General features: G+C 31.2%; 18 protein-coding genes. 15 read left to right on the plus strand and 3 right to left on the minus strand.

The window, feature by feature from the left end:
- Positions 1–351 precede the first annotated feature (351 nt).
- From BLV68_RS07020 to BLV68_RS07050, 8 genes are all read left to right on the plus strand, one after another.
- Positions 352–708 carry a DUF3795 domain-containing protein gene (locus tag BLV68_RS07020; protein ID WP_093752252.1) on the plus strand — a complete coding sequence of 119 codons (357 nt, stop codon included), beginning with the start codon at positions 352–354 and terminating at the stop codon, positions 706–708.
- Complete coding sequence (locus BLV68_RS07025) at positions 689–1156, plus strand: YdeI/OmpD-associated family protein (RefSeq protein ID WP_143035253.1); 468 nt, start codon at positions 689–691, stop codon at positions 1154–1156. Before BLV68_RS07020 ends, BLV68_RS07025 begins: the two co-directional genes overlap by 20 nt.
- Positions 1157–1442: 286 nt before the next feature.
- On the plus strand, positions 1443–1946 hold the full coding sequence (locus BLV68_RS07030) for a GNAT family N-acetyltransferase (RefSeq protein ID WP_159428644.1): 504 nt from the start codon (positions 1443–1445) through the stop codon (positions 1944–1946).
- A 189-nt stretch (positions 1947–2135) separates the two neighbouring features.
- Entirely contained in the window at positions 2136–2813 is a 678-nt protein-coding gene (locus BLV68_RS07035; RefSeq protein ID WP_093752258.1) for a CPBP family intramembrane glutamic endopeptidase, read from the plus strand.
- Between the two features lie 282 nt (positions 2814–3095).
- Positions 3096–3227 (plus strand): hypothetical protein, encoded by a 132-nt coding sequence (locus BLV68_RS16105; protein ID WP_268807620.1) that lies wholly within the window; start codon positions 3096–3098, stop codon positions 3225–3227.
- Positions 3185–3637 (plus strand): GNAT family N-acetyltransferase, encoded by a 453-nt coding sequence (locus BLV68_RS07040; protein WP_143035254.1) that lies wholly within the window; start codon positions 3185–3187, stop codon positions 3635–3637. Before BLV68_RS16105 ends, BLV68_RS07040 begins: the two co-directional genes overlap by 43 nt.
- A 125-nt stretch (positions 3638–3762) precedes the next feature.
- Positions 3763–4575, plus strand: coding sequence for a 4Fe-4S binding protein (locus tag BLV68_RS07045; protein ID WP_093752262.1), 813 nt, complete (start codon positions 3763–3765; stop codon positions 4573–4575).
- A gap of 736 nt (positions 4576–5311) precedes the next feature.
- Positions 5312–5830, plus strand: a complete 519-nt coding sequence (locus tag BLV68_RS07050) for a hypothetical protein (RefSeq protein ID WP_093752264.1) — start codon at positions 5312–5314, stop codon at positions 5828–5830.
- 75 nt (positions 5831–5905) lie between these two features.
- On the opposite strand, the gene BLV68_RS07055 is transcribed toward BLV68_RS07050, so the two are convergent.
- Both BLV68_RS07055 and BLV68_RS07060 read right to left on the minus strand, forming a co-directional pair.
- Entirely contained in the window at positions 5906–6259 is a 354-nt protein-coding gene (locus BLV68_RS07055; protein ID WP_093752266.1) for a hypothetical protein, read from the minus strand.
- A 454-nt stretch (positions 6260–6713) separates the two neighbouring features.
- On the minus strand, positions 6714–6995 hold the full coding sequence (locus BLV68_RS07060) for a hypothetical protein (RefSeq protein ID WP_093752268.1): 282 nt from the start codon (positions 6993–6995) through the stop codon (positions 6714–6716).
- A 170-nt stretch (positions 6996–7165) separates the two neighbouring features.
- On the opposite strand from BLV68_RS07060, the gene BLV68_RS07065 reads away from it, so the two are divergent.
- From BLV68_RS07065 to BLV68_RS07085, 5 genes are all read left to right on the plus strand, one after another.
- Entirely contained in the window at positions 7166–7510 is a 345-nt protein-coding gene (locus BLV68_RS07065) for a hypothetical protein (RefSeq protein WP_093752270.1), read from the plus strand.
- A 150-nt stretch (positions 7511–7660) separates the two neighbouring features.
- Complete coding sequence (locus tag BLV68_RS07070) at positions 7661–8722, plus strand: copper amine oxidase N-terminal domain-containing protein (protein ID WP_093752272.1); 1062 nt, start codon at positions 7661–7663, stop codon at positions 8720–8722.
- Positions 8723–8994: 272 nt separating this feature from the next.
- Positions 8995–11616: a hypothetical protein gene (locus BLV68_RS07075; protein ID WP_093752273.1), complete on the plus strand. Its 2622-nt coding sequence runs from the start codon at positions 8995–8997 to the stop codon at positions 11614–11616.
- Between the two features lie 32 nt (positions 11617–11648).
- On the plus strand, positions 11649–12014 hold the full coding sequence (locus BLV68_RS07080) for a hypothetical protein (RefSeq protein ID WP_093752275.1): 366 nt from the start codon (positions 11649–11651) through the stop codon (positions 12012–12014).
- A 1955-nt stretch (positions 12015–13969) separates the two neighbouring features.
- Positions 13970–14350, plus strand: a complete 381-nt coding sequence (locus BLV68_RS07085; protein ID WP_093752277.1) for a CBS domain-containing protein — start codon at positions 13970–13972, stop codon at positions 14348–14350.
- 98 nt (positions 14351–14448) lie between these two features.
- Here BLV68_RS07085 and BLV68_RS07090 read toward each other — a convergent pair whose 3' ends face one another.
- Positions 14449–14979 (minus strand): hypothetical protein, encoded by a 531-nt coding sequence (locus BLV68_RS07090; RefSeq protein ID WP_093752279.1) that lies wholly within the window; start codon positions 14977–14979, stop codon positions 14449–14451.
- 186 nt (positions 14980–15165) lie between these two features.
- On the opposite strand from BLV68_RS07090, the gene BLV68_RS07095 reads away from it, so the two are divergent.
- Both BLV68_RS07095 and BLV68_RS07100 read left to right on the plus strand, forming a co-directional pair.
- Entirely contained in the window at positions 15166–16473 is a 1308-nt protein-coding gene (locus BLV68_RS07095) for a radical SAM protein (protein ID WP_093752281.1), read from the plus strand.
- Positions 16474–17576: 1103 nt separating this feature from the next.
- Positions 17577–21731 carry a leucine-rich repeat protein gene (locus BLV68_RS07100; protein ID WP_093752283.1) on the plus strand — a complete coding sequence of 1385 codons (4155 nt, stop codon included), beginning with the start codon at positions 17577–17579 and terminating at the stop codon, positions 21729–21731.
- Positions 21732–21753 lie beyond the last annotated feature (22 nt).

Below are 21753 nucleotides of genomic sequence, written 5' to 3' on the forward strand. Positions count from 1 at the left end.
TTTAAGCCTGACTTTTTTCAGAGTTTTACAAAGGTAAAGAAGGTTTTTTATATAAGAATGTAGAATATCTATGTTAACAGAGAAAAGGAATGTTAGTTAATCCTATTATTATACAATAATAGGATGTAATAAAGTACTAGAAGAATTAGAAAAAAGTGCCTATATTGTCATTGACACTACAAATAATGATAATGATGCAGATTGTAGGGTACACATCCTATAAACCGGCCAAGAAGGCTTAATGGAGGTAAGGAGGTAAATAGAGTATTCATTAAGTACATATTAATAATGTAACGAAATGAGAAAATAAATACTAGTTTACTTTCTATAGGATGAAAGGAGGAAAATATAATGAATAGGATAGTTTCATATTGTGGGTTGATTTGTAACGATTGTCCAGTATTTATAGCTACAGAAAATAATGATTTAGAGCAAAAAATAAAGCTCTCTCAAGAATATTCGAGTCCTAACTATAAGCTTAGTCCGGAAGACATAAATTGTACTGGCTGTCATGCAGATTCTAAAATTACTTTTAAGTTTTGTAACGAATGTGAAATACGGATATGTGGAATTAAGAAGGGTATAGACAATTGTGGATATTGTGAGGAATATCCATGTTCAAAGCTAGATATTCCATTTAAAAATTCTCCTCAGAATAAGGAAATATTAGATCAAATAAGAGAAGTGAGTGAGAGCTGCTATGAATAAGGAATTCAATGCAATTCTACAAAAACTTGAAGGCAAAATGCAGTGGACAGTATTTTATGTTCCATTCTCTGTAGAAGAAGAGTATGGAACTAAAAGTAGATTTAATGTACATGCTGTAATTGATGGTCATCCTTTTTTAGGTACATTGTTACCTAGTAGGAATGGACACTATATGGTTTATAATAAGGCTATGAAATCAGCATGTAAAAAAGAAATAGGAGATAGCATTCATGTAATCTTAAGACCAGATAAAGAAGAGAGAATCTTGAATATACCTGACTATGTTTTGGAAGCCATTAGAAGCAATCCAATAGCAAATTCAAAGTTTAATGAGCTGCCATATTATATTAAAAGGGAAGAGATAAATAAGATTGAAGAAGCAAAGAAAGAAGAAACTAGGATAAGAAGACTAGAAAAATTAATACAGAAGTTAACTGAAAAGGAGTAAAGAATAAATATCCTATTTTTAGATTTACCATTTATTAAATGAATTTCCATTGAGGTTTAGGCTTGAATAATTCCCTAATTCAAGTCTGGCTTTTGGCTAAAGAGTATAGGAAAATCATGCAAAGGGAGGGAAAGATTTCAACATAAAAATTAGAATATATAAAACTGTTTATTAAAAAAGTTAATGATTAGCACAATTCATTCTAAAGGAAACTGAGAAATTAGAGTCATGGAAAAAAACTTTTAAGCAAGAAAGGGATAGCATTATGCTTTGAGAGGTGATTTTATTGGCATATGAGGTTAGAAGAGCTGTAAAAGATGATGCTAAAGCACTAGCAAATATTATTGTTGAAAGTTGGAGGTCAGCTTATAGTAAAATTATACCAGAAGATGAAATAATTAGATTTTTAGATAAAGATAGAAGGCAAAAGCAATTTGAGAAGTTTATAGAGGATGGAGAAATTGTTTTGATTGGAATTCATGATGGCGTACCTTGCGGTTTAGTATTTGCTAATAAAGGTAATGATGAGCAATTAGAAGATTGTGGCTCTATTTATTCAATGTATCTTCTGAAAGAATATTGGGGAAAAGGATTAGCTACCCAATTAATGGATTCAGTTATAAAAATATTAAAAGATGAAGGATGTAAGCAGGTTTCATTATGGGTTTATGAGGCAAACGTAAGGGCAAGAAGGTTTTATGAAAAATGTGGTTTTGGATTTGATGGCACTAAAAAATATAGCCATTTTTCTAATAAACCTGTTGAACTACGATATAAAAGACAAATATAGTAGGTAATCCAAATTGAAAAATTGTGATTCCTTTTATGATGAAAATGGAGAGCTTTTATAGAAGGATAGGCTTGAATTAGGTGATTCAAGCTTGATTTTGAGCTAGAAAGGGAAACCAATTGCAAAGCTGCAATTTTGAAATAGAAAAACAGTATGAGAAAAATCGGTATTTTATGAAAGGGTGAAAGCATGAATTTAACTACAATTAGCATTAGAACATCAGTTTCTATGATAGTTATATATCTTATAGTATGTGGGATCATTCCTACTGTATTAGATAGGATGGTGTGGAGAACATTAAGAGATGATATTTCTTCTTGGATTAACCTTTTAACATTGATTGTTATTAATACAATGTTTTTACTTGCATTAATAAGAAGGTATAAGTTAAAAGTCAATTATTTTAGTAATATAACATTAAAGGGGATATTATTAGCCTTTGCCTGTTCAGTTTTATTTTATTTTTTACTTGATAAATTTTTAGATCCTTTTTTTGATAGTATATTTACTAGAAGCGCTGCTGAATATAGTAAGGCCATTCATCAGCTACAGCAATATCCAGTGGTAAGTTTTATACGTGTATGCTTGCTTGCTCCAGTAGTTGAAGAGATTTTAATAAGAGGCATAATATTAAATTCTTTATTAAATAAATATGATATAGCTCTTTCGCTTTTCATATCAACTCTCTTATTTGCTATACTTCATTTTAACTTCCTTCAAACGATATCAGCTATAATCTGTGGCATAATATTAGGATTGTTATATATTAGTACTGGATCATTGTTTAATTGCATTTTAGCTCATTCTTTATATAATGCTATTTCATATTTTGCTAATATTTCGGTTCAAAATTTTCATAGTACATAGAATCTATAGATATAGATCTAAATGCGATAGTTGTGCTCATTTGCCATGATAATTATTAAATGCAATTCTATAAAAGATAGAAGTCTTAACTTGAATGAAGGGTTTTATTGTAAAATCATAGGTAGGATGATATTTAAGCCTAAAATATTTAAGAAGAAATTTTAGGCATTTTTAAATAAATAATTCAGAAAGGAAGTGGTTGGCATGATGAAAGCAACAGCTAAATGTGTAAAGAGGGTGCACGCTCTATAAACCCTCTAAATAATTTCATTGGAGGTAAGTATGAGAATACAAAAGGATAATATTGCGATTAGAAGTGCTACTGTTGATGATGCCATTCAATTGAATAAGTGTGGAATGATGGTAAAATTATGGAACATGCAGGTTTCCCTAATGGATTGGGAGAATCTCTAGAAGATACTATTGAAAATATCAAAAGTTGGGGAGGGGAATTAGGCCAGCTCTGCATAATAGAGGTTGATGGAAAGCCTATAGGAGAATTGAGCTATAGTATCGAAGGTGATACAGCGTACCCTGGTTGGAAAATATGCGACTTTAACTATCAGAATAAGGGGTATGGGCCTAAAATCATCATGATGCTGTTTGAGTTCCTTTTTGCAGATGAAACCATTAATTCAAAATGTTCAATAGATAAAATTGCTTGGGATACAATCCTTGAAAACAAAAGAGCCCAATATGTTTATGAAAATAAGATTGGAGCTCGTAAGACTGGAGTTAAAGAAAATGCATGGAAAGATCAAACTGGAAAATGGAGAACTGCTGTTTATTATGAATTAAACAGAGAGGAATTCTATAATAGATAAATTTCATTTGTTGCGTAAATAAACTAGCCACTAGTTGGGAAGTAATGCCTATATAGTATCAAGAATAGCATGTAAATTATTAAGACAAATATGTGTAAATTCATAACATAGGGGGGATAAAATAGGTGGATAAGCAATATTTAATAAAAATTGCAGAGGACTTTGTTGAGAATTCAGAAGATAATTACATATCAAAGGAAATTGCTATTTCAGAAAATGTTGTAGGAATGAAAATTTTTGGAACTCCAATTTTTGCATTTGGTTCCGCAGATGATGAGTACTTTACATTATTGAAACAGCCATCAGCAATAGGGGAACACTTTATGGTTCCAAAAGAATGGTTACCACAATCCAGGACTGTTATATCATTCTTTTTACCATTTAGCGAAGCAGTTAAAATGGGAAATAGAATGGAGAAGTCATGGCCTTCTGAAGAATGGCTTCATGGACGTATTGAAGGTCAGGCTTTTGTAAATAAATTGTGTATGAATTTAAAATCTGTATTAACAAATGCAGGATATTGTAGTCTTGTACCTGCTTTAGATGAAAGATTCTGGTCTAATAACCATAGTACTCAACACAAAACAAAATTTACAAGCAATTGGTCTGAAAGGCATGTTGCATTCGTGTGTGGACTTGGAACCTTCGGACTTTCTAAAGGACTTATAACACCAAAAGGTGTAGCTGGAAGATTTGGTAGTATTATAACAGAATTATATTTATCACCTGACAAGAGAGAATACAAAAATATATATGAGTACTGTTCAATGTGCGGTAAATGTGTAAAGAAATGTCCAGTAAATGCAATAACCATAGAAAATGGTAAAAATCATCATATATGCTCTGTATTTTTAGACATAACAAGTGAAAAGTACAAACCTAGATATGGTTGTGGAAAATGCCAGGTAGAAGTACCTTGTGAGTCTAGGATACCTTAGTGTATTGTATTAAACTGATTATACAAAGCAGGATTGGATAAAAGCTTTCCTATCATGCAAAACAAGTTTTTTAAACAATGACATACCATTTTATAAGGAGATGAATACATGGATATAAAAGAGATACATGAAAAGGAGCAAAAAAGAGAAATATCCGCCTATATTGTCCTAATATAATAAACTCTTGCTCTTTTAAATAATCTCTTGCGCACTGCTTAAGGATTAAGGAAAAAGGAAAGGAAGGACAATAATAAAAAGTAAAAATTAAGAAATAAAACAAGGATAAAAGGTTGAAATTATGAGGAAAACTCTCCAATAATTCAATCATTTTATCCTTCTTTTTTCCAACAAACCTTATCCCTTTCCCCTACTCCTTAACCCTGCTTCTATCAAATCTTTATTCAAATTTTAATATAGTTTTGCTTCAAACTTGTGGAATAAACTGGGAAAAATCAAGAGAGAAAAGCAAGACTTTATTAAATTTGGAACGAAGTTATGCGGGTTTGAGGGGGATGAAAAAGCAAAAGTTTATTATAAAGGAACATAGTTAGGACAGGATATAGGTAAAAAATAAAAAATAAATTTTAAGCTATGTAAGAAATTAGAAAAGCTTATTTTTTAAGGGTAAAGGATTAAATGTAAAGGGGCATAAATATATATCAGGTATATTTTATTTTTTATGCCCTATTTTTTTACATATATTATGTTATTCTTTTAATAAAAAGGGGAGGCTATTATGGATAAAATGCTAGAATTAGAAGAAAACATCAGAGGTGAAAAATTTTTTGAGCTATTGGATTTATGTTTTAAGGTATCTACATATTTTTCATTAACAGCTAGCCCAATAGAAGAATTTAGAAACTCTAAAAATCATACTGATTTTCTAAAAAAGCTTGAACCATTTTACATCAAATCAAAAAGGGTAAACCATTGGCATCGTCACTATTACCTTACAGAAGAAAATGCAAGAACAGTCCATATCTTCAGAGCAGATGAAAAAGCAAAAGATATTATTAAAAGTAAATTTAATAATTTGCTTTTACATATACTGATTAATGGGAGATATAGTCTTGGAGACTTACCAGAAGACTTATGCTTTTTTATTGATAATAAAATGTTCTTAGGGACTCTTTCACATGAGCATTATGCTACAGCATATCCTTATAATGAGGAAATATGCGAAGCTTTGTTAAAGCTAGGCAAATGGGAGGTCGTTGAATATTCGGATGAAGAACAAATAATATTAGATTTGTAATTAAAACAAACAACAAGACCTAATGTGTATCCAAATCAAAAAAAGAATGCTCTTTTCTGGCAAGAGTAAAAAATATTAAAATATATTAAATATAAATAGAAATTCAACTATAACAAAAAATATTAATATTGCTATATATTTATTTTTCTCTTTATCAATATCCTCAGTTTTAACTTTGAAAAATGATAATGATAATTTTAAAAAGCCTATAGGATATAGAACAAGTATTAAAAGCTTGTCAATAATATCATAGTGAATTCTATGGCTTGAAGGGTATGTTTTTGAAAATACTAGATATAAATATAAAACATATGAAAACATTGTTCTTAAAGTGACTTTTTTATTTTTATATACTCTATAAAAAGAGAACAAAATAGAAAATGGGATTAATATTTTTCTGAAGATAAAAATTACAGCTTCTTCACTCATTTTTACCTCCTACTTAATTTTCATATTAACTATTCCATTGTAGATATAAATATTCTAATATATTGAAAAGAATAAGGCCATGACAAATTTTCATATATATGCCCTGCACTTTTTATTTTACATATTATATGATTAAAGAAAAAGGGGAGAAAAATATTGATTATATGGTTTTTTATTTTATTAATTTTATTCTATATTAATCATATATTAATCATAAAAAAGATAACAAATAATCAAAGAATCATTGGCAATGCGATATTTGGATGCGTATTAATACCTGTTATAATAATATTATATATTTATTTATTCTAGATAAAATCAAAGTACGCCTTATTTTATGTTTTAAGCTATTTTATTTGAAGAAAAACATATATTATCAGATTCAGAGCAATTTTGGAGAAAACCAAGAAAATCTTGCAAACATAAAAACCAGTAAAGTCTACTGGTTTTTATGTTAGTAGGTATAGAATTGAAAAGTTAATGTGCCATCATAGAATCCGTGCCACCATACAACATCATCAATTACTTCTGCTCTGATATAGTATATCTGTAGTATTCCTCTAAAAACAGCACCATCTGAAGGACGATAGTATGTATACTTCATGTATGCAGGGACATCTTCACCATCTAGATAGTAATCACCTTTGATTCTTGTAACAAATATCGTTTCCGTAGCATTATCTTCAGTTTCTTGATTGATATTTAAATTATCAATTATAGCTGTATCTTCACCCATGTTCGATTATCCTTGCAAAACTTTCTTTACTGGGTAAAATGGGAATTAGGTAAATAGAGGATTTGAGAAGAATAGTCGTTGCAGGACTTTTTTGCTACATATAGTTAGAACAGGAAAAAATAAGAGTACTTTTTACAGTTAAAGCAAATAGGAAAAAGGTGGGAAATAAAATGTTAATAATAGAGAAACTTGATAAATTAGCATCTATTGATGAGATAAAGGATGAAAATAAAATTAAAGTATACAATACATTGCTAAACTTTTCAGAATATATTAGTCTAGTAGTAAGTAAGAACATAGAATTAAGCATATATTCATTAGAGGATGAAAAAGTACCAGAGGAAATAGAAGAAAAATATGAAGAGTGCATAGAAGGCATTGTATTTTTAAATAGTTTGTCTGAGAAATATCTGGGCGAAAGAATTTATGATAAGGAATTTAACAGGAGTGAAGTAGAAAGATTTATGCATAAAATAATTGATGAGATATTCAGAAACAGGAAGATTAGAAGATAGGATATTAAGGCAGGAAAAGATAGGATTTTGGAATATGGGTAAAGGAGAACAAATATATGAAATAAGCGAATAGATTTAAAGTATATAGAATAAAAACATTACTTATGGTACAATATTCAAAAATAGAAAGTTTTACAAAGGAGGTTAAATATGCACAAACATATAAAACACTTAATCCTATTAACCATAATCCTTGTAGGACTGTCTAGTTTAGGTCTTATAGGTTGTGCTGAAAATCATAAGTCCTACAACATAAATATAACCATAGATGGAAAACCTGTTAACTTTACAAAGGACTTAGGTTATCCATATTTAACAAAAACTCAACGCACAATGGTGCCAATCCGTATTATATCTGAAAATATGGGATACAATGTAGATTGGAGTAAAGATACTTGGCATCAAGGTATAAGAAAAGTATGGATAAACAATAACACCAATAGAATTGAGCTTGAAATAGGAAAGAGTACTGCAATTGTAAACGGAAAATCTGTTCCTATTGACAGAGATGAGAAAACTGGAAAACCAGTTGAAACAAAAGCAGAATTAATAGGAGCCAGGACTTATGTGCCACTTAGATTTATAACAGAAGCAATGGGTGGTAAAGTAGAGTACGAATGGAAAGATGGCAATCATTATATCGATATTATAACAGGAAAAGATGTAGAAGAACCAAAAGAAGGTGGAACTTATAGTGGAATAACTTTTGACCCTAAGAAGGATGTATTAAATGACGGTAGCGGAAGAATGAGCGAAGAAAAAACAAAAGAATTCTTAGCTAAAGTAATTGCAAATAGTAAGTTCTACAAAGAAAATGGAAAATACTACTTCAAATATGATAAAGTAGATGTACCAGAAGGATATACAGTTGGAATGGGTTTTAGTGTTTTTACTAAATCAGGTTCAGGAGTAGTTGGAGTTTTCCTAAGTCCAAACCCATTTATTAACCCAGAGGAAAACAAAATACCAATAGGTCAAAGTTTTGTTAGACAAATAAGAAATGATGCAGTGGAAAATTCTGACTTAATTATGTTCCAAATAGCTATAGTTAAAGATGGCTATAATGAAAAAGTTTATGGAGGAAGAAGTTCTTCTATAAGTTATAAAATCAATTATGACCCAATAAAAGGAACTGCTTTTAACTATGAGCAAGATAAATGGGGAAATGGACATATGGTTCCATTTGATGCAAGCTCAATATTTGATATATAGGGCAGGGGTAAAAGGAGTCAAGGCTTAAGAATTAGGCCTTGGCTTTTTTGTTTTTGTTAAATATATATACTACATCCCTTAGCCTTGTGATTTCGTTATATTTTAAATTTCTAGTGTGTATCATATATGAAGAAATAGGAATGAAAAAGCAAAAAATAGAGAAAGACAGGCAATAAGGTTTGGTGGTGCGAAAGGTAAGTTTTTGTTGTTCACTTAATCTTTTAACCTGTTCTTTTGTCTTAAAATTTATATTAAAACAAGGAGGGAGAAAGTTGAAGGAACGCTATAAAGATATAGGCAAAAGAGTATTAGCAATAATATTAGTCCTATCTATTCTTATACCAACATTGCCGATAGGTCAAATAAAATCATTTGCTGCAACTATTCCAGCCACAAATAATCCTAATCTTACATTAACCTTTGATGAGGAAATAGATGCAGCAAAGTACGAATTAGTTGAATCTAAAAGACAATATTTAAGTATTGGAGTTTGGCATTATAGTGGAGGTTATTGGGGAAGTTATGACCATGAAAAAGGCACATTTAGATTCCAAATTAAGGATAGTGAAATTCCTGGTGGAAATATTGGAAAACTGGATGAACTAGTTCAGAAAAAACAAGGTGGTATTCCATTTTATGTGGATTATCCCGAAGAAGTAAAACAAGCCTTAAAAGAAGGTAAAAAAGTGATAGTGCAGGTGAAATCTTATGGAAATAATAAAACAGGAGATTATATTTATGATATTAATGATACTAGTAAACACAAAATAGAGCATACAACTAACCAAGCAAAGATTACAGTTCCTCTTAGATTTAATTATCAAACGGATGAATCTGGTGAATTGATATATTATTCAGATTTTGGATTAAATGTAGGTTTTAAGATGCCATTTGTAAAGCAAGGCTTTGGTAATAATGGTTATAGTATTTATAACAAAAATGGAACGAGGTCTGGCGAATGGGCAGCATATTGGAACTGGGGACAAACGCCAGAGAATGGGTATCTACATCCATCAATAATTAATCCAGATGGAACTTTAAAGCCTGGATACAAAATCAAAACCACAAAAGGAGATTATGATTCCTCTCAAATTAGAATAGGAGCAGGTAGTGGAGTTTTTAGAAACGGAGGAGCACTAAACCTAACTTTCGAATATCCATTTGAATTTAACTTTTATATAGAAAAAGATATACAAGCAGACATGATTATGAGAGAACTAGAACTGATAGACCCTGAAACAGGTCAAGCAATTGAAAGTTTTAAAAGAGAGGTAGACAATTTAGACCCATTTAATATAGCAAAACAAAAATTAATCAGAACTAATACTAATCCTAGACTTGCGTCAATATTGTCTAGAGATAAAACTTATATAGTAAGAGCAAAATACCAATTTATATCCTTTGAAGAAGGAGCATTTGACATATCTAAGTCAGAGCTAATGACACCAGAACAAAGAGAGTTAAAAACAGGAATAATACCAAACGACCTTGATGTACATTACTCTTATGACGACCATGTGTTTATAGATGGAGTATTTGACCAAAGTCATAAAGAGTTAAGTATTGATAAACCTTATACTGAACTTAAAAACTTAGAATGTGCAACATTTGAGTGGGAATATAAAGTGCCAGATACAGCGAAAAAATATGTTAAAATAGCTGGAGTTATCCCAAATACTTTTGCTCAAAAAGAAAAGGATACTATAAATACAAATAACTGGGCTGCTATATTTGGACGATTAGAGCCTACTGATATAGGGATGCATAAAAATGTAAGGCTCATTAATAATAACAATGAAGCTATGCGTACCTATAGAAAGGGAGAACCTTTAAGATTGATATTCCCTGTAGAACATGTACTTGGGGAAAGAATAGTTGGAACAGACCCAGTTAAGAATCCAAAAGTCATTATACATGTAGAAGTAAAAGACAAAGAAGGAAAAGTTATTCATAGGGAAAGGATACAAACTCCAAAGCTGTTGCATCCAAAGGAAGTAATAGATATGCCAATCACAAAACCATTTACTACTGAAAGTGATAAGATAACAGCATGTGCTACAATTGACCCAATTCATAGAGAGTTAGGGTATAACGATGATTCTAGAAACGATAAGATATGTGTAACATTTAAAGCCAGTGGAGTAGATATAGGTATGGCTGCACCAGTTGAATTATACAGAGGTGGGCAAAGAGTTAAATTTTTTGAAGCTAATAAGAGCCATACTGTCCAATTCAATGTAAAACATTTCCTAGGAGATGAAGCTGTAGGATTAGACGCTGCAAAGAATCCAAAAGTGAAAATAAATATAAAAGTTATGGATGCAAACAAAAGATTATTGCTTGACCAGACAGTACAAACCAATCAAGTACTAAATCCTGGTGCAGCAATAAAAATGCCTATGAGTAAATCATTTACTACAGAAACTGGTATGATTAGAGCTTGTGCAACAATTGACCCGATTCACGCTCAATTAGGATACAACTCAAACCCTGCAAATGATACCATATGTGCTGACTTTATGATGGTTAAAAACTATGCCATAAGAGACTTAAGAGCATATCCTCAAAGTATACATTTTGGAAAAAATGAGTCACAAGTAAAACAAAATGTAACATTGAACTTTACGGTGATTAATGAATCTAGTGATGAACATGGTGGAAATTTACCTAGCAGTCCTATAGTAGAAATAAAACATGGCAATCAAGTAGTATGGAGAAGTTCAGTTTCTATTTCTCCAGGACAATCAAGAAAGATGTCTGTTACCATTCCAAATAGAATTCTAAGACCAGGGGACAATGTATTTTCAGTAGAAGTTAACCCTGATAGAACAATATTAGAGTTTAAGCCAGGAGTTTCAAATCCATATGCTGATAATAAAGCAACCACTCTATAAGAGGGGTAGCATATGAAAAATGTCAGGAATGTATGACTAGCAACGTAAGAAAAAGAAATGATTGGCAAGAAAAATGGGAGTGGTATGAGCAAAGAGGAGTAGTAAGGTCATCAACATATAAGAGATGTTTTAAAGAGGAGACTAGAACTGGAACTCGTTGTGTTGAGAGAGATGAAGATGGCCGTTGTATAGATAGAGAAGATTACACTTATACAGTATGTGTAGATTGGAGAGATGTTCCTTATGAATATTGTGAGGTAACATACAGGAAAGAATGGTCTGAGATACATGATTATTACGAAACATTTGAGATACAAGATGTTCTATTTAGAAGTAAATATACTACAGATATTGATAAAAGAGATGGAAAAGGTAAAAATGGTTGGGTAAGCGTTTAAAATGGTGGTCAAGGAAAGATAAAAGCAGGATATGGATTTGAGCTTCAGATAAAAACACGATATAGAACAAATAGAAATATAGCTCCATTGCCAAATCCTTATCGAGGAAACTATTATAGTGGAGATGCTTATGGCAGATACCCAATATGACAGGGATTAGGGTTAAGGGATAAGGATTAAGGTTTTTTATAAAGGCATAAAGTTAATTAATCAACTTTATGCAAATTAATGACTGATACTAAAGCTACCTACAAAAAAATGCTGACCCAATAATAGCTAATATATTGTTAAGCTAATTTGTATATCAAAGCCCTAAAGGGCTTATGGCTATAAAAATACAGCCAAAGAAGAAAAAGAATTTTAGTTTTTTATTACAATTTTTATGCTAAAGAAAGCTATTATCATTATCAACAAAATTGCTATTAATGCAGTCCAAAATACAAGCATCTTTAATTCAGCTCCTTTTTTGTTTTTTGTAACTTATAGCATAATATTACAGTACAATATAAAAGGAAGCTCTAGAGTTGTTCCATGGCATTTATTTTAATGAATTAGGAGTTTTAAAACCATCTAATATTTTTTTGATAATTTTTAAGGAAAAATCAAAAAGAGCTAAAATTCAGTTTCATAAACCTTAACATTTTGACACTTTACAAAACTACTTGCTTATCTTATTTTGTTTAAATATCTAGTCTGCACTCTTCTACATATAGGTTTAACAAATGTATTATAACATCTATTTCATTTTTCTGAGCTCAGAGGATATTTTTGTGGTTTTTTCCATTCCAGTAAAAAGCAAATCGTATTTATTATTATCTTTTCTTATTTGCTCTAGCGTTTTCACTTTATTCCTCCTTGTAATCCTTTGTGTAGTAAACTACTCCGCAATTGAATAACCGAGGATTCCCGCTCCGTATTCTAAAAGAAAAAGCCATTGATGCATATAACAATCAATGACCTTTCTCAATACCTAAACAAACACTCAAAGTCAAGAACTAGCACATCTCGGCTTTTATATTTAAATTTTTTCTCATACACATATATTATAATCATTCAAATACCAAATATTCAATATAAATGCCGCAATAAATTGTGATTTTTTATATTTTTTATGAAGTTGACAAAATAACTTTATGCATAAAAATACATAATGTACATAAGATACATTACATATATCAAAAAACATGGTATAATTGAGGTGAAATAAGATATTAGCTCTGGAGAGAGATTCTTAAAAAATATACTCTGAGGTCAATTTTTAGCCTTAACTTTTTTTATTAAGATAAGTTTTTGTACTGGATTAAAGTTTTGAGTAGAGAACAAAAAAATGATAGGTATTCCCCTAACTAACCTATCATTTTCTTAACAACCCTATTTAGAAAAAGCTTCACAACCTCTTCTTACTCTTATTATATCATAATTTTAAGAAAAATAAACATAAAGTTTTCTAATAGAAACCATAAAGGAGCGATACAAAAGATGCTTGTATTTTGGACTGCGTTAGCAGCAATTATTTTAATGACAATAATGGCCTTTTTTAGTATAAGGACTATGATTAAAAACGAATAGACATATTTTGATTTACAGACAATAGTTCACCACCTCTATATTAAGTGGTGTTGCTTTTATTTCTCATAAAATTGTTAATTGCGTATTTTTCTAGTGATATACATAATCCTTTGCATATGAATAATTAATTCTTAAGGTATTTTCTATATTTTATTTATTTCAAAACTTGTAAGCTTTCTTCAATTAGTCACTTTATAGCTTTACTACAATTTATCATTCCAAAAGATATTTAACACATAAGAAAACTTCTGGTCTTTTAATTTTCTAGGATAAGTTTTGTTAAGTACCGGACTGCCCCCTTAATTTTGGACAAAAACTCAAAAATATTAGATGTTAGAAGTGCTGATGGGTATAAGATAGGTAGGAAAAAATAAGGGGGATGTTCTATGGAAATCAGAGAAATTATGAAGTCACCAGTAATAGCAGTGTTTCCAGATGAAACAGTGGGTAAGGCCTTAGAGATTATGTATAGGGAAAATATCAATGGGATGCCTGTACTAGACAAAGATGGAAATTTAGTAGGCATAGTGGTTAGGGCAGATATATATAGGTTTTTGATTGATCCTGGCCATTACAAGTCCTGCCCTGTAGAGTGGGTCATGACAAAGGAGGTCGTTAAAGCCTATGCACATGAAGATATTAAGCTTGTGGCTAAAAGGCTTAGAGAAAGGGATGTTATTGCCTTGCCTGTAATGGAAGGGGATAAGGTTGTTGGCATAGTGTCTATTGAAGATTTTGTAGACCATTTCATTGGGATTTCCCAATAATATATTAATTTCTTTTATAACTATTAATTTATATTAATCTAGGCCTTATTTTAACAGGAAAGAAGGCATATTTGCAACTATGGCAAATATGCCTTTGATTATTTTCCGCTTTCCCAAGCATCTAATTTTTCCATAATTCTATTATAGGTTTCCTTTGAGATTTCTGGGAGCTCCCCTAGTATCTTTTCTGCTGCCTTAAACCCATCGTCTATGGCCTTTTTAAGGGTGTCCAGCTTTGATTTGTCCCCTCCTGATATGGCTATGGCAAAGTCTACAATTCTTTGGCTGACAGCCTCAACGCCCAAGATTCCATCTGGTCCAATTAATTCTTGAGCTTCTAAGCGAGCCATATTATCAATAATTACTACGTCTCCTTTTTCCAATAAGTGAAAGGCTTTTCCTTGGCGAGTTAATAGGTTCTCTACAATCCTCCTTATGGAGGCATATGTTCTTTCGGATTCCTTCTTAAGCCTGTCTACAGTTATCTTATCATATATATGGTCCTTATTCCTATCAGATGTTTTTTCATAAATAGCTGCTGGCAACTCTTTTTTTCTTTTTTTCTTTTCGGGCACCACTTTTTCTAGCTTTGCAACTGGCAGGCTTGGACGAACTTTTTGGATTTTCATATTTACCACCCCTTATTATATATATCGGTAGTAAAAGGAAAATAATAAAATGTAAATTATACGATACTACCCTATTTAGTTAATTTATGTTGCAATACTCTTTAGGACATATTATATTGTAATCATAGGAGGAACAGCCATGGTATTTATTCAATGTTTGTTCCATCATTAAGGAGGGAGCCGAACATGGGTGGATTTTATTATTATCCTGAAAAGAGTTATCAGGTTAATAAGGAAGGAGAAAGTAAAGAATACAAACTAACATCTGATGCAAATGGAAACATCATTGTTCCAGATGAGTTGAAAAGAAGGTTGGGTTTAAAAGATAGGGCAGAATTAAAAGTAGTTGTTCATAAGGATAGGATTGAGCTATTTCCTAATATCCATAGCCTTTCCAAAGTATATATTGAACCTACAACACTATGCAACCTAACATGCCAAACTTGTGTAAGAAATACTTGGAAGGAACCAATTGGGGAAATGAGCCTGGATACTTTTGATAATCTTGTTGAACAGCTTAAGGATTTTCAAGATTTAGAAGCCGTAATGTTTGGAGGCTTTGGGGAGCCAACTTATCATAAGAAAATCTTATACATGATTGGTCGAATCAAATCACTTGGCATCAATGTTGAAATGACTACAAATGGAACATTGTTGGATGAAGATATGGTTAAGGGATTATTTGCAAACAAACTGGATACCTTGTGGGTGTCAATTGACGGGGTTGATGAAGGCATTTTTGAAAATATCAGAAAAGGTGCAAGTTATAAAAGTGTGACTGAAAATCTTCAATTAATAAAATCAATAAATGAAAAAAGTCGCCATAAAATTAAAGTTGGAATTGCCTTTGTTGTTATGAAAGAAAATGTTAATAGTTTGGGAAATTTGCACAAGCTAGCTCATAAAGTTGGTGCCAACATGATTTCTATAAGCAATGTTTTGCCTTACAGTAGAGATATGGCAGACCAAATGCTGTGCAATTTTGTAGCATCATCATATGATTCTAGAAGTTTACCACCTTTGGCCATCAGCCTACCCTTAATCGACCTTAATCAATATACTAAGGAACCCTTATTTAGATTATTAAGCTATAATTATAATGTTTCAATAATTACCAATCAGATTGGAACAGAAACTTCCAAGTGTAAATTTATTAAGGAAAGGTGTACATTTATCAGATGGGATGGTATGGTTTCTCCATGTATGGCTCTACTTCATTTTAACAGCACCTATTCGTATATTAGCACCCCATATTTTAAAAGAAATGTTACAGCTTATACGTTGGGTAATGTAAACGAAAGCAAGCTTATAGATATTTGGAATTCTGAAGAGTATAAAAGCTTCAGAAACAAGGTAGATGACTATGAATTTTCGCCATGTCATGCCTGTGCTAGTTGTGAGCTTAATAAAGAGAACAAAGAAGACTGTTTTGGGAATACATTCCCAACATGTGGAGGGTGCTTATGGGGGCAAGGGGTAATCCAATGCCCATAGAAGAGGCAAGGCAAGCTGTATCTATTGACGCACTTGTGTTGGCCTGTGGTTTTCTACCCCTTGGAGACAGCCGGTAGTTTTGGTTTATTCTCGATTGATTTTAGCTTTGCATATATATTTGCTGCCAATATATACTATAACTACAAGGTTATTTGGATATACGTAGGTACCATAATATTTATATATGTACTAGCGATTTTATATGCCCAAATGAGTTTTTTACAGGGCAGGTTAAGGATATCATTGGCTGGGTATTTTTGTGATAGTATTCATCCTTTCTTTTTTTGTCTTTACCATTCTGTCTAGGAGATCACGAAATATGCTCCTGGATATAGAAAATAGTCTTAAAAATTAATCAAAAATTCTGTGAATTAAAGTAGTAACTAAAGTCATATGGTTTTATCGAGCTGGAGTTGGTGAAAGTCTGATACCATAGCTTTAGTGAATAGGTCTAGGAGAAGTTTGGTGAAATAGAAAAGCCCTTGTAACCATTGGAGTTACAAGGGCTTTATGATGGAGATATTTTAAAACTTAGTGGCCAAATAATAGTCGAAATTTTTATGATCAAATAGATATATGTCTAATTGTTATTTATTAAAGATGAATGGTTTCCTTGTGATGGATGCATTAATAAATTTTAGTATAATATTTCATATTATCAAAGTTAAATAGAAGCCGACAACTTTTTATCAACAAGAAAAATTTTAACGATATGTTCTATTTTATTTAGGGTAGCAGGTGAAAAAGTCCTAAATTCGGAAGGCTTAAATGTAATAACGAATATAAGCTTATCAAGTAAAGTATAAGGATTGTTTTAAGGCATTTGAATATAAAAGGAAATGAGCATGAGAGAAGTTAATGAATTGTTCTCGTGTCCATTTTTAGTTCCTAGATGTATTTATTATAAATGAATATTATGATATAAAATCATTTATTAGAAATATTAATTTTAAATTTCATCTAGGCTATGCTATTATTATACCAGTTTGAAGCAAATTTAGGTTCTTGTAAATGGAGGTGTTTTATTTTATATGAAAACATAGTAAAAATAGCTTATCAATAAAAAAAGGAATGTTAAAAGATTGACAAAGGAAGGGGTTTAAATGGAGCAATTTAATGCAATATTTAGGGAGAATATAAAACGTTTTATTGCATATCTTCTTGTATTTATTATGTTTTTTTCTATTTTATTTCCAGCATCAGTAATTGCTGAAGAAGCTCAAACTGATCCAGAGCCTGAATTTGAGTTTTTAAATGGTGAAATTACTGGATATAATGGGACTGAAACAGATGTAGTTATTCCTGAGACAATTGGTGGAGAAGCTGTTACTGCTATTGGGAATAATGCATTTAGAAATAAAGGGCTTACTTCTATAATAATACCAAATACTGTAAAGACTATAGGTATGCAAGCATTTGCACAGAATAATTTAACTTCAATTGAACTTCCAGGAAATTTGACTGAAATGGGAAACATGGCTTTTGCTAAAAATCAATTAATATCTGTAATACTACCTGAAACTCTAAAGAATATTCCAACAGGAGCTTTTTATGATAATCAACTAACTTCTGTAACAATACCAGAAGGAGTTACGCATATAGCAAAAATTGCATTTGCCAATAATCAACTAACATCAGTTATTATCCCAAAAAGTACAGAATATATGTTTAGTGATTCTTTTAAAGGAAATGACAATATTAACTTAACCTATACTCTATTAGTAGAAACTCTTGAAGGATCAAAAAATATAGATACAAAAGGAAAGACTGGAGAAAGTGTACAGGCATTAAAAGAAGCTATCACAGAAGGAGAGGAAGTAAACCAAAAGCCTTTAGCAACTCTAGATGAAGTAAAAGAGGTAGTTAAAAAGATAAATGATGCTATAGATGCACTAGAAGATGAATCAGGTGTAAAATCAAGCATAAAAAAGATTGAACCCTTAGAAGACATAGAAGTAAGCCTTGGTACAAGTGAATATGAAGCAAAAGCCAAACTACCTGACAAGGCTATTATAATAGATTCAAATAATCAAAAATATAAGGTGGATGTAACTTGGTTAATATCAGACTATGATGGAAATGCTGTAGGTGAATATACTGCAGAAGGAATATTTGAACTTCCAGAAGGAGTGGTTCAACCAGACCCACCAATAGAGTTAAAAGTAATAGTGAAAATAATAGTAAAATCTGGAGAAGTACAAGATGAAGAATGGGGCATAGAAGATTTTACATATGAAGGAACAACTATAACCGGATTTTCTGAAAATGGAAAAGAAAAGTTTAAGACTAATAAACATATAGTTCTACTTGCAGTAAATAAACTGGGAGAGCCAATAACAGAGATAGGAGACAGGGCATTTTTAGGGGAATATAGCACTATGAAAGACCCTAAAGTTGGTATAAACTCTGTAAAAATTCCGGATACAGTTGAAATAATAGGAAAAGAAGCCTTTCGTTATAATTGTTTGACAGAAATTGATATTCCGGATAGCGTAACCACTATAAGAGAATCTGCATTTAATGGGAATAAATTACAATCTTTAGTTATACCAGATAGCGTAATAGAAATAGGAAGTGGAGCATTTACTCTTAATGAGATAGCAAACTTGAAGCTTTCTAATAGTTTAACAACTATACCAACAGCTTTTAGTTATAACAATTTAACTACTGTATCAATTCCAGAAGGTGTAACGAGGATAGATGATTTAGCTTTTAGTGACAATCAATTGACTGAGGTAAAATTTCCAAGTACTTTGAAGTATTTGTCTGGATTCAATAACAACAATTTTACATCTATAACGATTCCCGAAAATGTAACTGAATTAGGGAAAAGGGCTTTTGCTAGAAATAAGATAACTTCTGTAACTATTCCAGGTAACGTTAAGATTATAGGTGAAAATGCATTTTGGAATACTTGGCATGATGATTATTTAGATTCAGTAATTATTGAAGAAGGCGTTGAAGTAATAGACAAATATGCGTTTTCAAACAACAAGTTGAAGGATGTTAATCTACCAAGTAGTATAAGGGCACTTCATGAAAAAGCCTTTTATCAAAATGAAGGATATGATGGCGTAGTTCACCTATATACTCCTAATTATGAAAACAAAAATAACTTACTGGATTCTAATTATCATGTAATTAATCCTGCAAAGATCATTGTTAAATATGTGTTTAATGATGAAGTTCTGAAAGAGGAACAAATATGGAAGAATCTGCTAACTGGAGAGTATTATCGTATAGGAGATAAAGATGTAGAGATAATTCCTGAATATGATGATAATAAGTATGAATTAGTAAGCAACAATCCAGTAACAATTAATTTAGAGAATAAAGAAACACAAGTTGTTTTTCGGTGTAGGATAAAAGAAGTAGTAGAAGAAGTAAGAATTAAAGCAATAGACCAGGTAACACCAATAGTTGTAGATTATGGAACGCCTAAAGAAATGGCCATAAGAAAATTACCATACAGGACTTATATAATAGACTCCAAAAATCAAGCACATAAAGTAAATTTGACTTGGATACTTGAAGAATATAATGGGAATATTGCAGGAGAATATGAAGCAATTGGAACTTTTAAGCTTCCAGAAGGGATAAGCCAATCTAATCCAGAAACCAAGCTAGAAGTAGTTGGAAAGATAATTGTAAAGGATAAATACGCAATTCCAGTTGATAGTGAATGGGAAATAGAGGATTTTACATATGAAGACACAACTATAACTGGTTTTTCAGAAAAAGGATTAGAAAAATTAACTGAAAATAAAGTTCTAGTTTTACCTGAAGTAAACGAAAGAGGAGAAAAAATAACTTGCATAGGGAAAAGAGCATTTAAAAATAGGCAATTGACTACAGTAGTAATTCCCGAAGGTTTAGATGGGTTAATAATAGAAGAAGGCGCTTTTCAGGATAATCAAATAGAAAAAGTATTTATTCCAGAAGGTGTAAAGGAAATAGACACTTATGCATTTAAAAATAATAGAATAAGGTATATAGAATTTCCTAGAACTTTGAAAAAGATAGGAAATAATGCGTTTTCTGATAATGGTTTGATATGTATATTGTTTTCCAAAGATACAGAAGATATAGCGATAGATAATTATTCATTTGCGAATAATGAATTAATTAACGTAACCATACTAAAGAAAGTAAGAAAGATTGCTCCTGATGCATTTATCAATAACATGGGAAACGGTAAGGATAATAAGGTTTATATTTACACATTAAGTGAAAAAAACAAATGGTTTGATGTTTCAGACTACTTTAAAATTATAACATTGGCTGTAGAATCAGTAGAAGAATTAGGAGCAATAGAGGTGGATTACGGGACAAAAATAGATAATGTAAATTTACCAAAAAAAATAACTCTGTACTTAAATGATGGAGAAAAAGTAGAAGTAAATGTAATTTGGACAAGCAAGGACTATGATGGCAATAAAGCTGGAGAATATAAGTTTATAGGTTCTTATGACTTACCAGAAGGCATGGCAGGAGAAAAGCCGGAGATAAGCATTAAAGTAGTAGTAAAAGAAGAGTTGGAACAACCAAAGGAACCTAAAGAGCCAGAATTTCCTACAGAGACTGAAAGACCAGTAGCACCAGAAATGCCAAAAAAACCACAAAAACCAGTACAATCAGAAGAAACTAAAAAAACAGAGCAACCAAAGAAATCAGAGGAGCTTAAAGAAGAGATATCAACAGAAGAAATAACCTTTGTAGATTTAGATGATGTACCTTGGGCTAAAAAAGCAATAGAAAATTTGGCTGAAAAAGGAATTGTTGTAGGATTTGGGAACAATGAATTTAGACCTAAGGACAAACTTACAAGAGCACAATTTGCAGCTATTTTGGTTAGAGCATTTAATATAGAGACAACTACCGGTCACTCTAAATTTGATGATGTCAAAGAAAGTCATTGGTATTATGAAGCAGTAATGAATTTAGCAAATCTAAAAATTGTATCAGGTGACGGTACTGGTAACTTCAATCCAAATGGAAATATAACTCGGGAACAAATGATCAAGTTGTTAATAGAAGTAATAAATATTAAATACCCAGAGTATTTGAATACTAAAGGAAACTTAAATGGGTTCAAAGATAGTTCAACAATTTCTGATTGGGCAGTTGAGTATATGGAAAAGGCTGTAGGCTTAGGCCTAATTAATGGATTTGAAGATTCTACAATAAGACCAAAAGAAGAAGCAACTAGAGCCCAAGCTGCTGTTATAATAGATAGAATTCTTAGTTTATTAAAATAGACAATAGTGATAGAGGAAGGGG

It is taken from the genome of Tepidimicrobium xylanilyticum (assembly GCF_900106765.1).
Classification (GTDB): Bacteria; Bacillota; Clostridia; order Tissierellales; family Tepidimicrobiaceae; genus Tepidimicrobium; species Tepidimicrobium xylanilyticum.

Excerpts from the sequence above, each read along its gene's own strand:
- BLV68_RS07060 (WP_093752268.1), bottom strand. The coding sequence starts at position 6,995 with ATGGGTGAAGATACAGCTATAATTGATAATTTAAATATCAATCAAGAA.
- BLV68_RS07085 (WP_093752277.1), top strand. The coding sequence starts at position 13,970 with ATGGAAATCAGAGAAATTATGAAGTCACCAGTAATAGCAGTGTTTCCA.
- BLV68_RS07065 (WP_093752270.1), top strand. The coding sequence starts at position 7,166 with ATGTTAATAATAGAGAAACTTGATAAATTAGCATCTATTGATGAGATA.
- BLV68_RS07090 (WP_093752279.1), bottom strand. The coding sequence starts at position 14,979 with ATGAAAATCCAAAAAGTTCGTCCAAGCCTGCCAGTTGCAAAGCTAGAA.
- BLV68_RS07095 (WP_093752281.1), top strand. The coding sequence starts at position 15,166 with ATGGGTGGATTTTATTATTATCCTGAAAAGAGTTATCAGGTTAATAAG.
- BLV68_RS07020 (WP_093752252.1), top strand. The coding sequence starts at position 352 with ATGAATAGGATAGTTTCATATTGTGGGTTGATTTGTAACGATTGTCCA.
- BLV68_RS07055 (WP_093752266.1), bottom strand. The coding sequence starts at position 6,259 with ATGAGTGAAGAAGCTGTAATTTTTATCTTCAGAAAAATATTAATCCCA.
- BLV68_RS07035 (WP_093752258.1), top strand. The coding sequence starts at position 2,136 with ATGAATTTAACTACAATTAGCATTAGAACATCAGTTTCTATGATAGTT.
- BLV68_RS07070 (WP_093752272.1), top strand. The coding sequence starts at position 7,661 with ATGCACAAACATATAAAACACTTAATCCTATTAACCATAATCCTTGTA.
- BLV68_RS07040 (WP_143035254.1), top strand. The coding sequence starts at position 3,185 with ATGGAACATGCAGGTTTCCCTAATGGATTGGGAGAATCTCTAGAAGAT.
- BLV68_RS07050 (WP_093752264.1), top strand. The coding sequence starts at position 5,312 with ATGGATAAAATGCTAGAATTAGAAGAAAACATCAGAGGTGAAAAATTT.
- BLV68_RS16105 (WP_268807620.1), top strand. The coding sequence starts at position 3,096 with ATGAGAATACAAAAGGATAATATTGCGATTAGAAGTGCTACTGTTGAT.
- BLV68_RS07080 (WP_093752275.1), top strand. The coding sequence starts at position 11,649 with ATGACTAGCAACGTAAGAAAAAGAAATGATTGGCAAGAAAAATGGGAG.
- BLV68_RS07100 (WP_093752283.1), top strand. The coding sequence starts at position 17,577 with ATGGAGCAATTTAATGCAATATTTAGGGAGAATATAAAACGTTTTATT.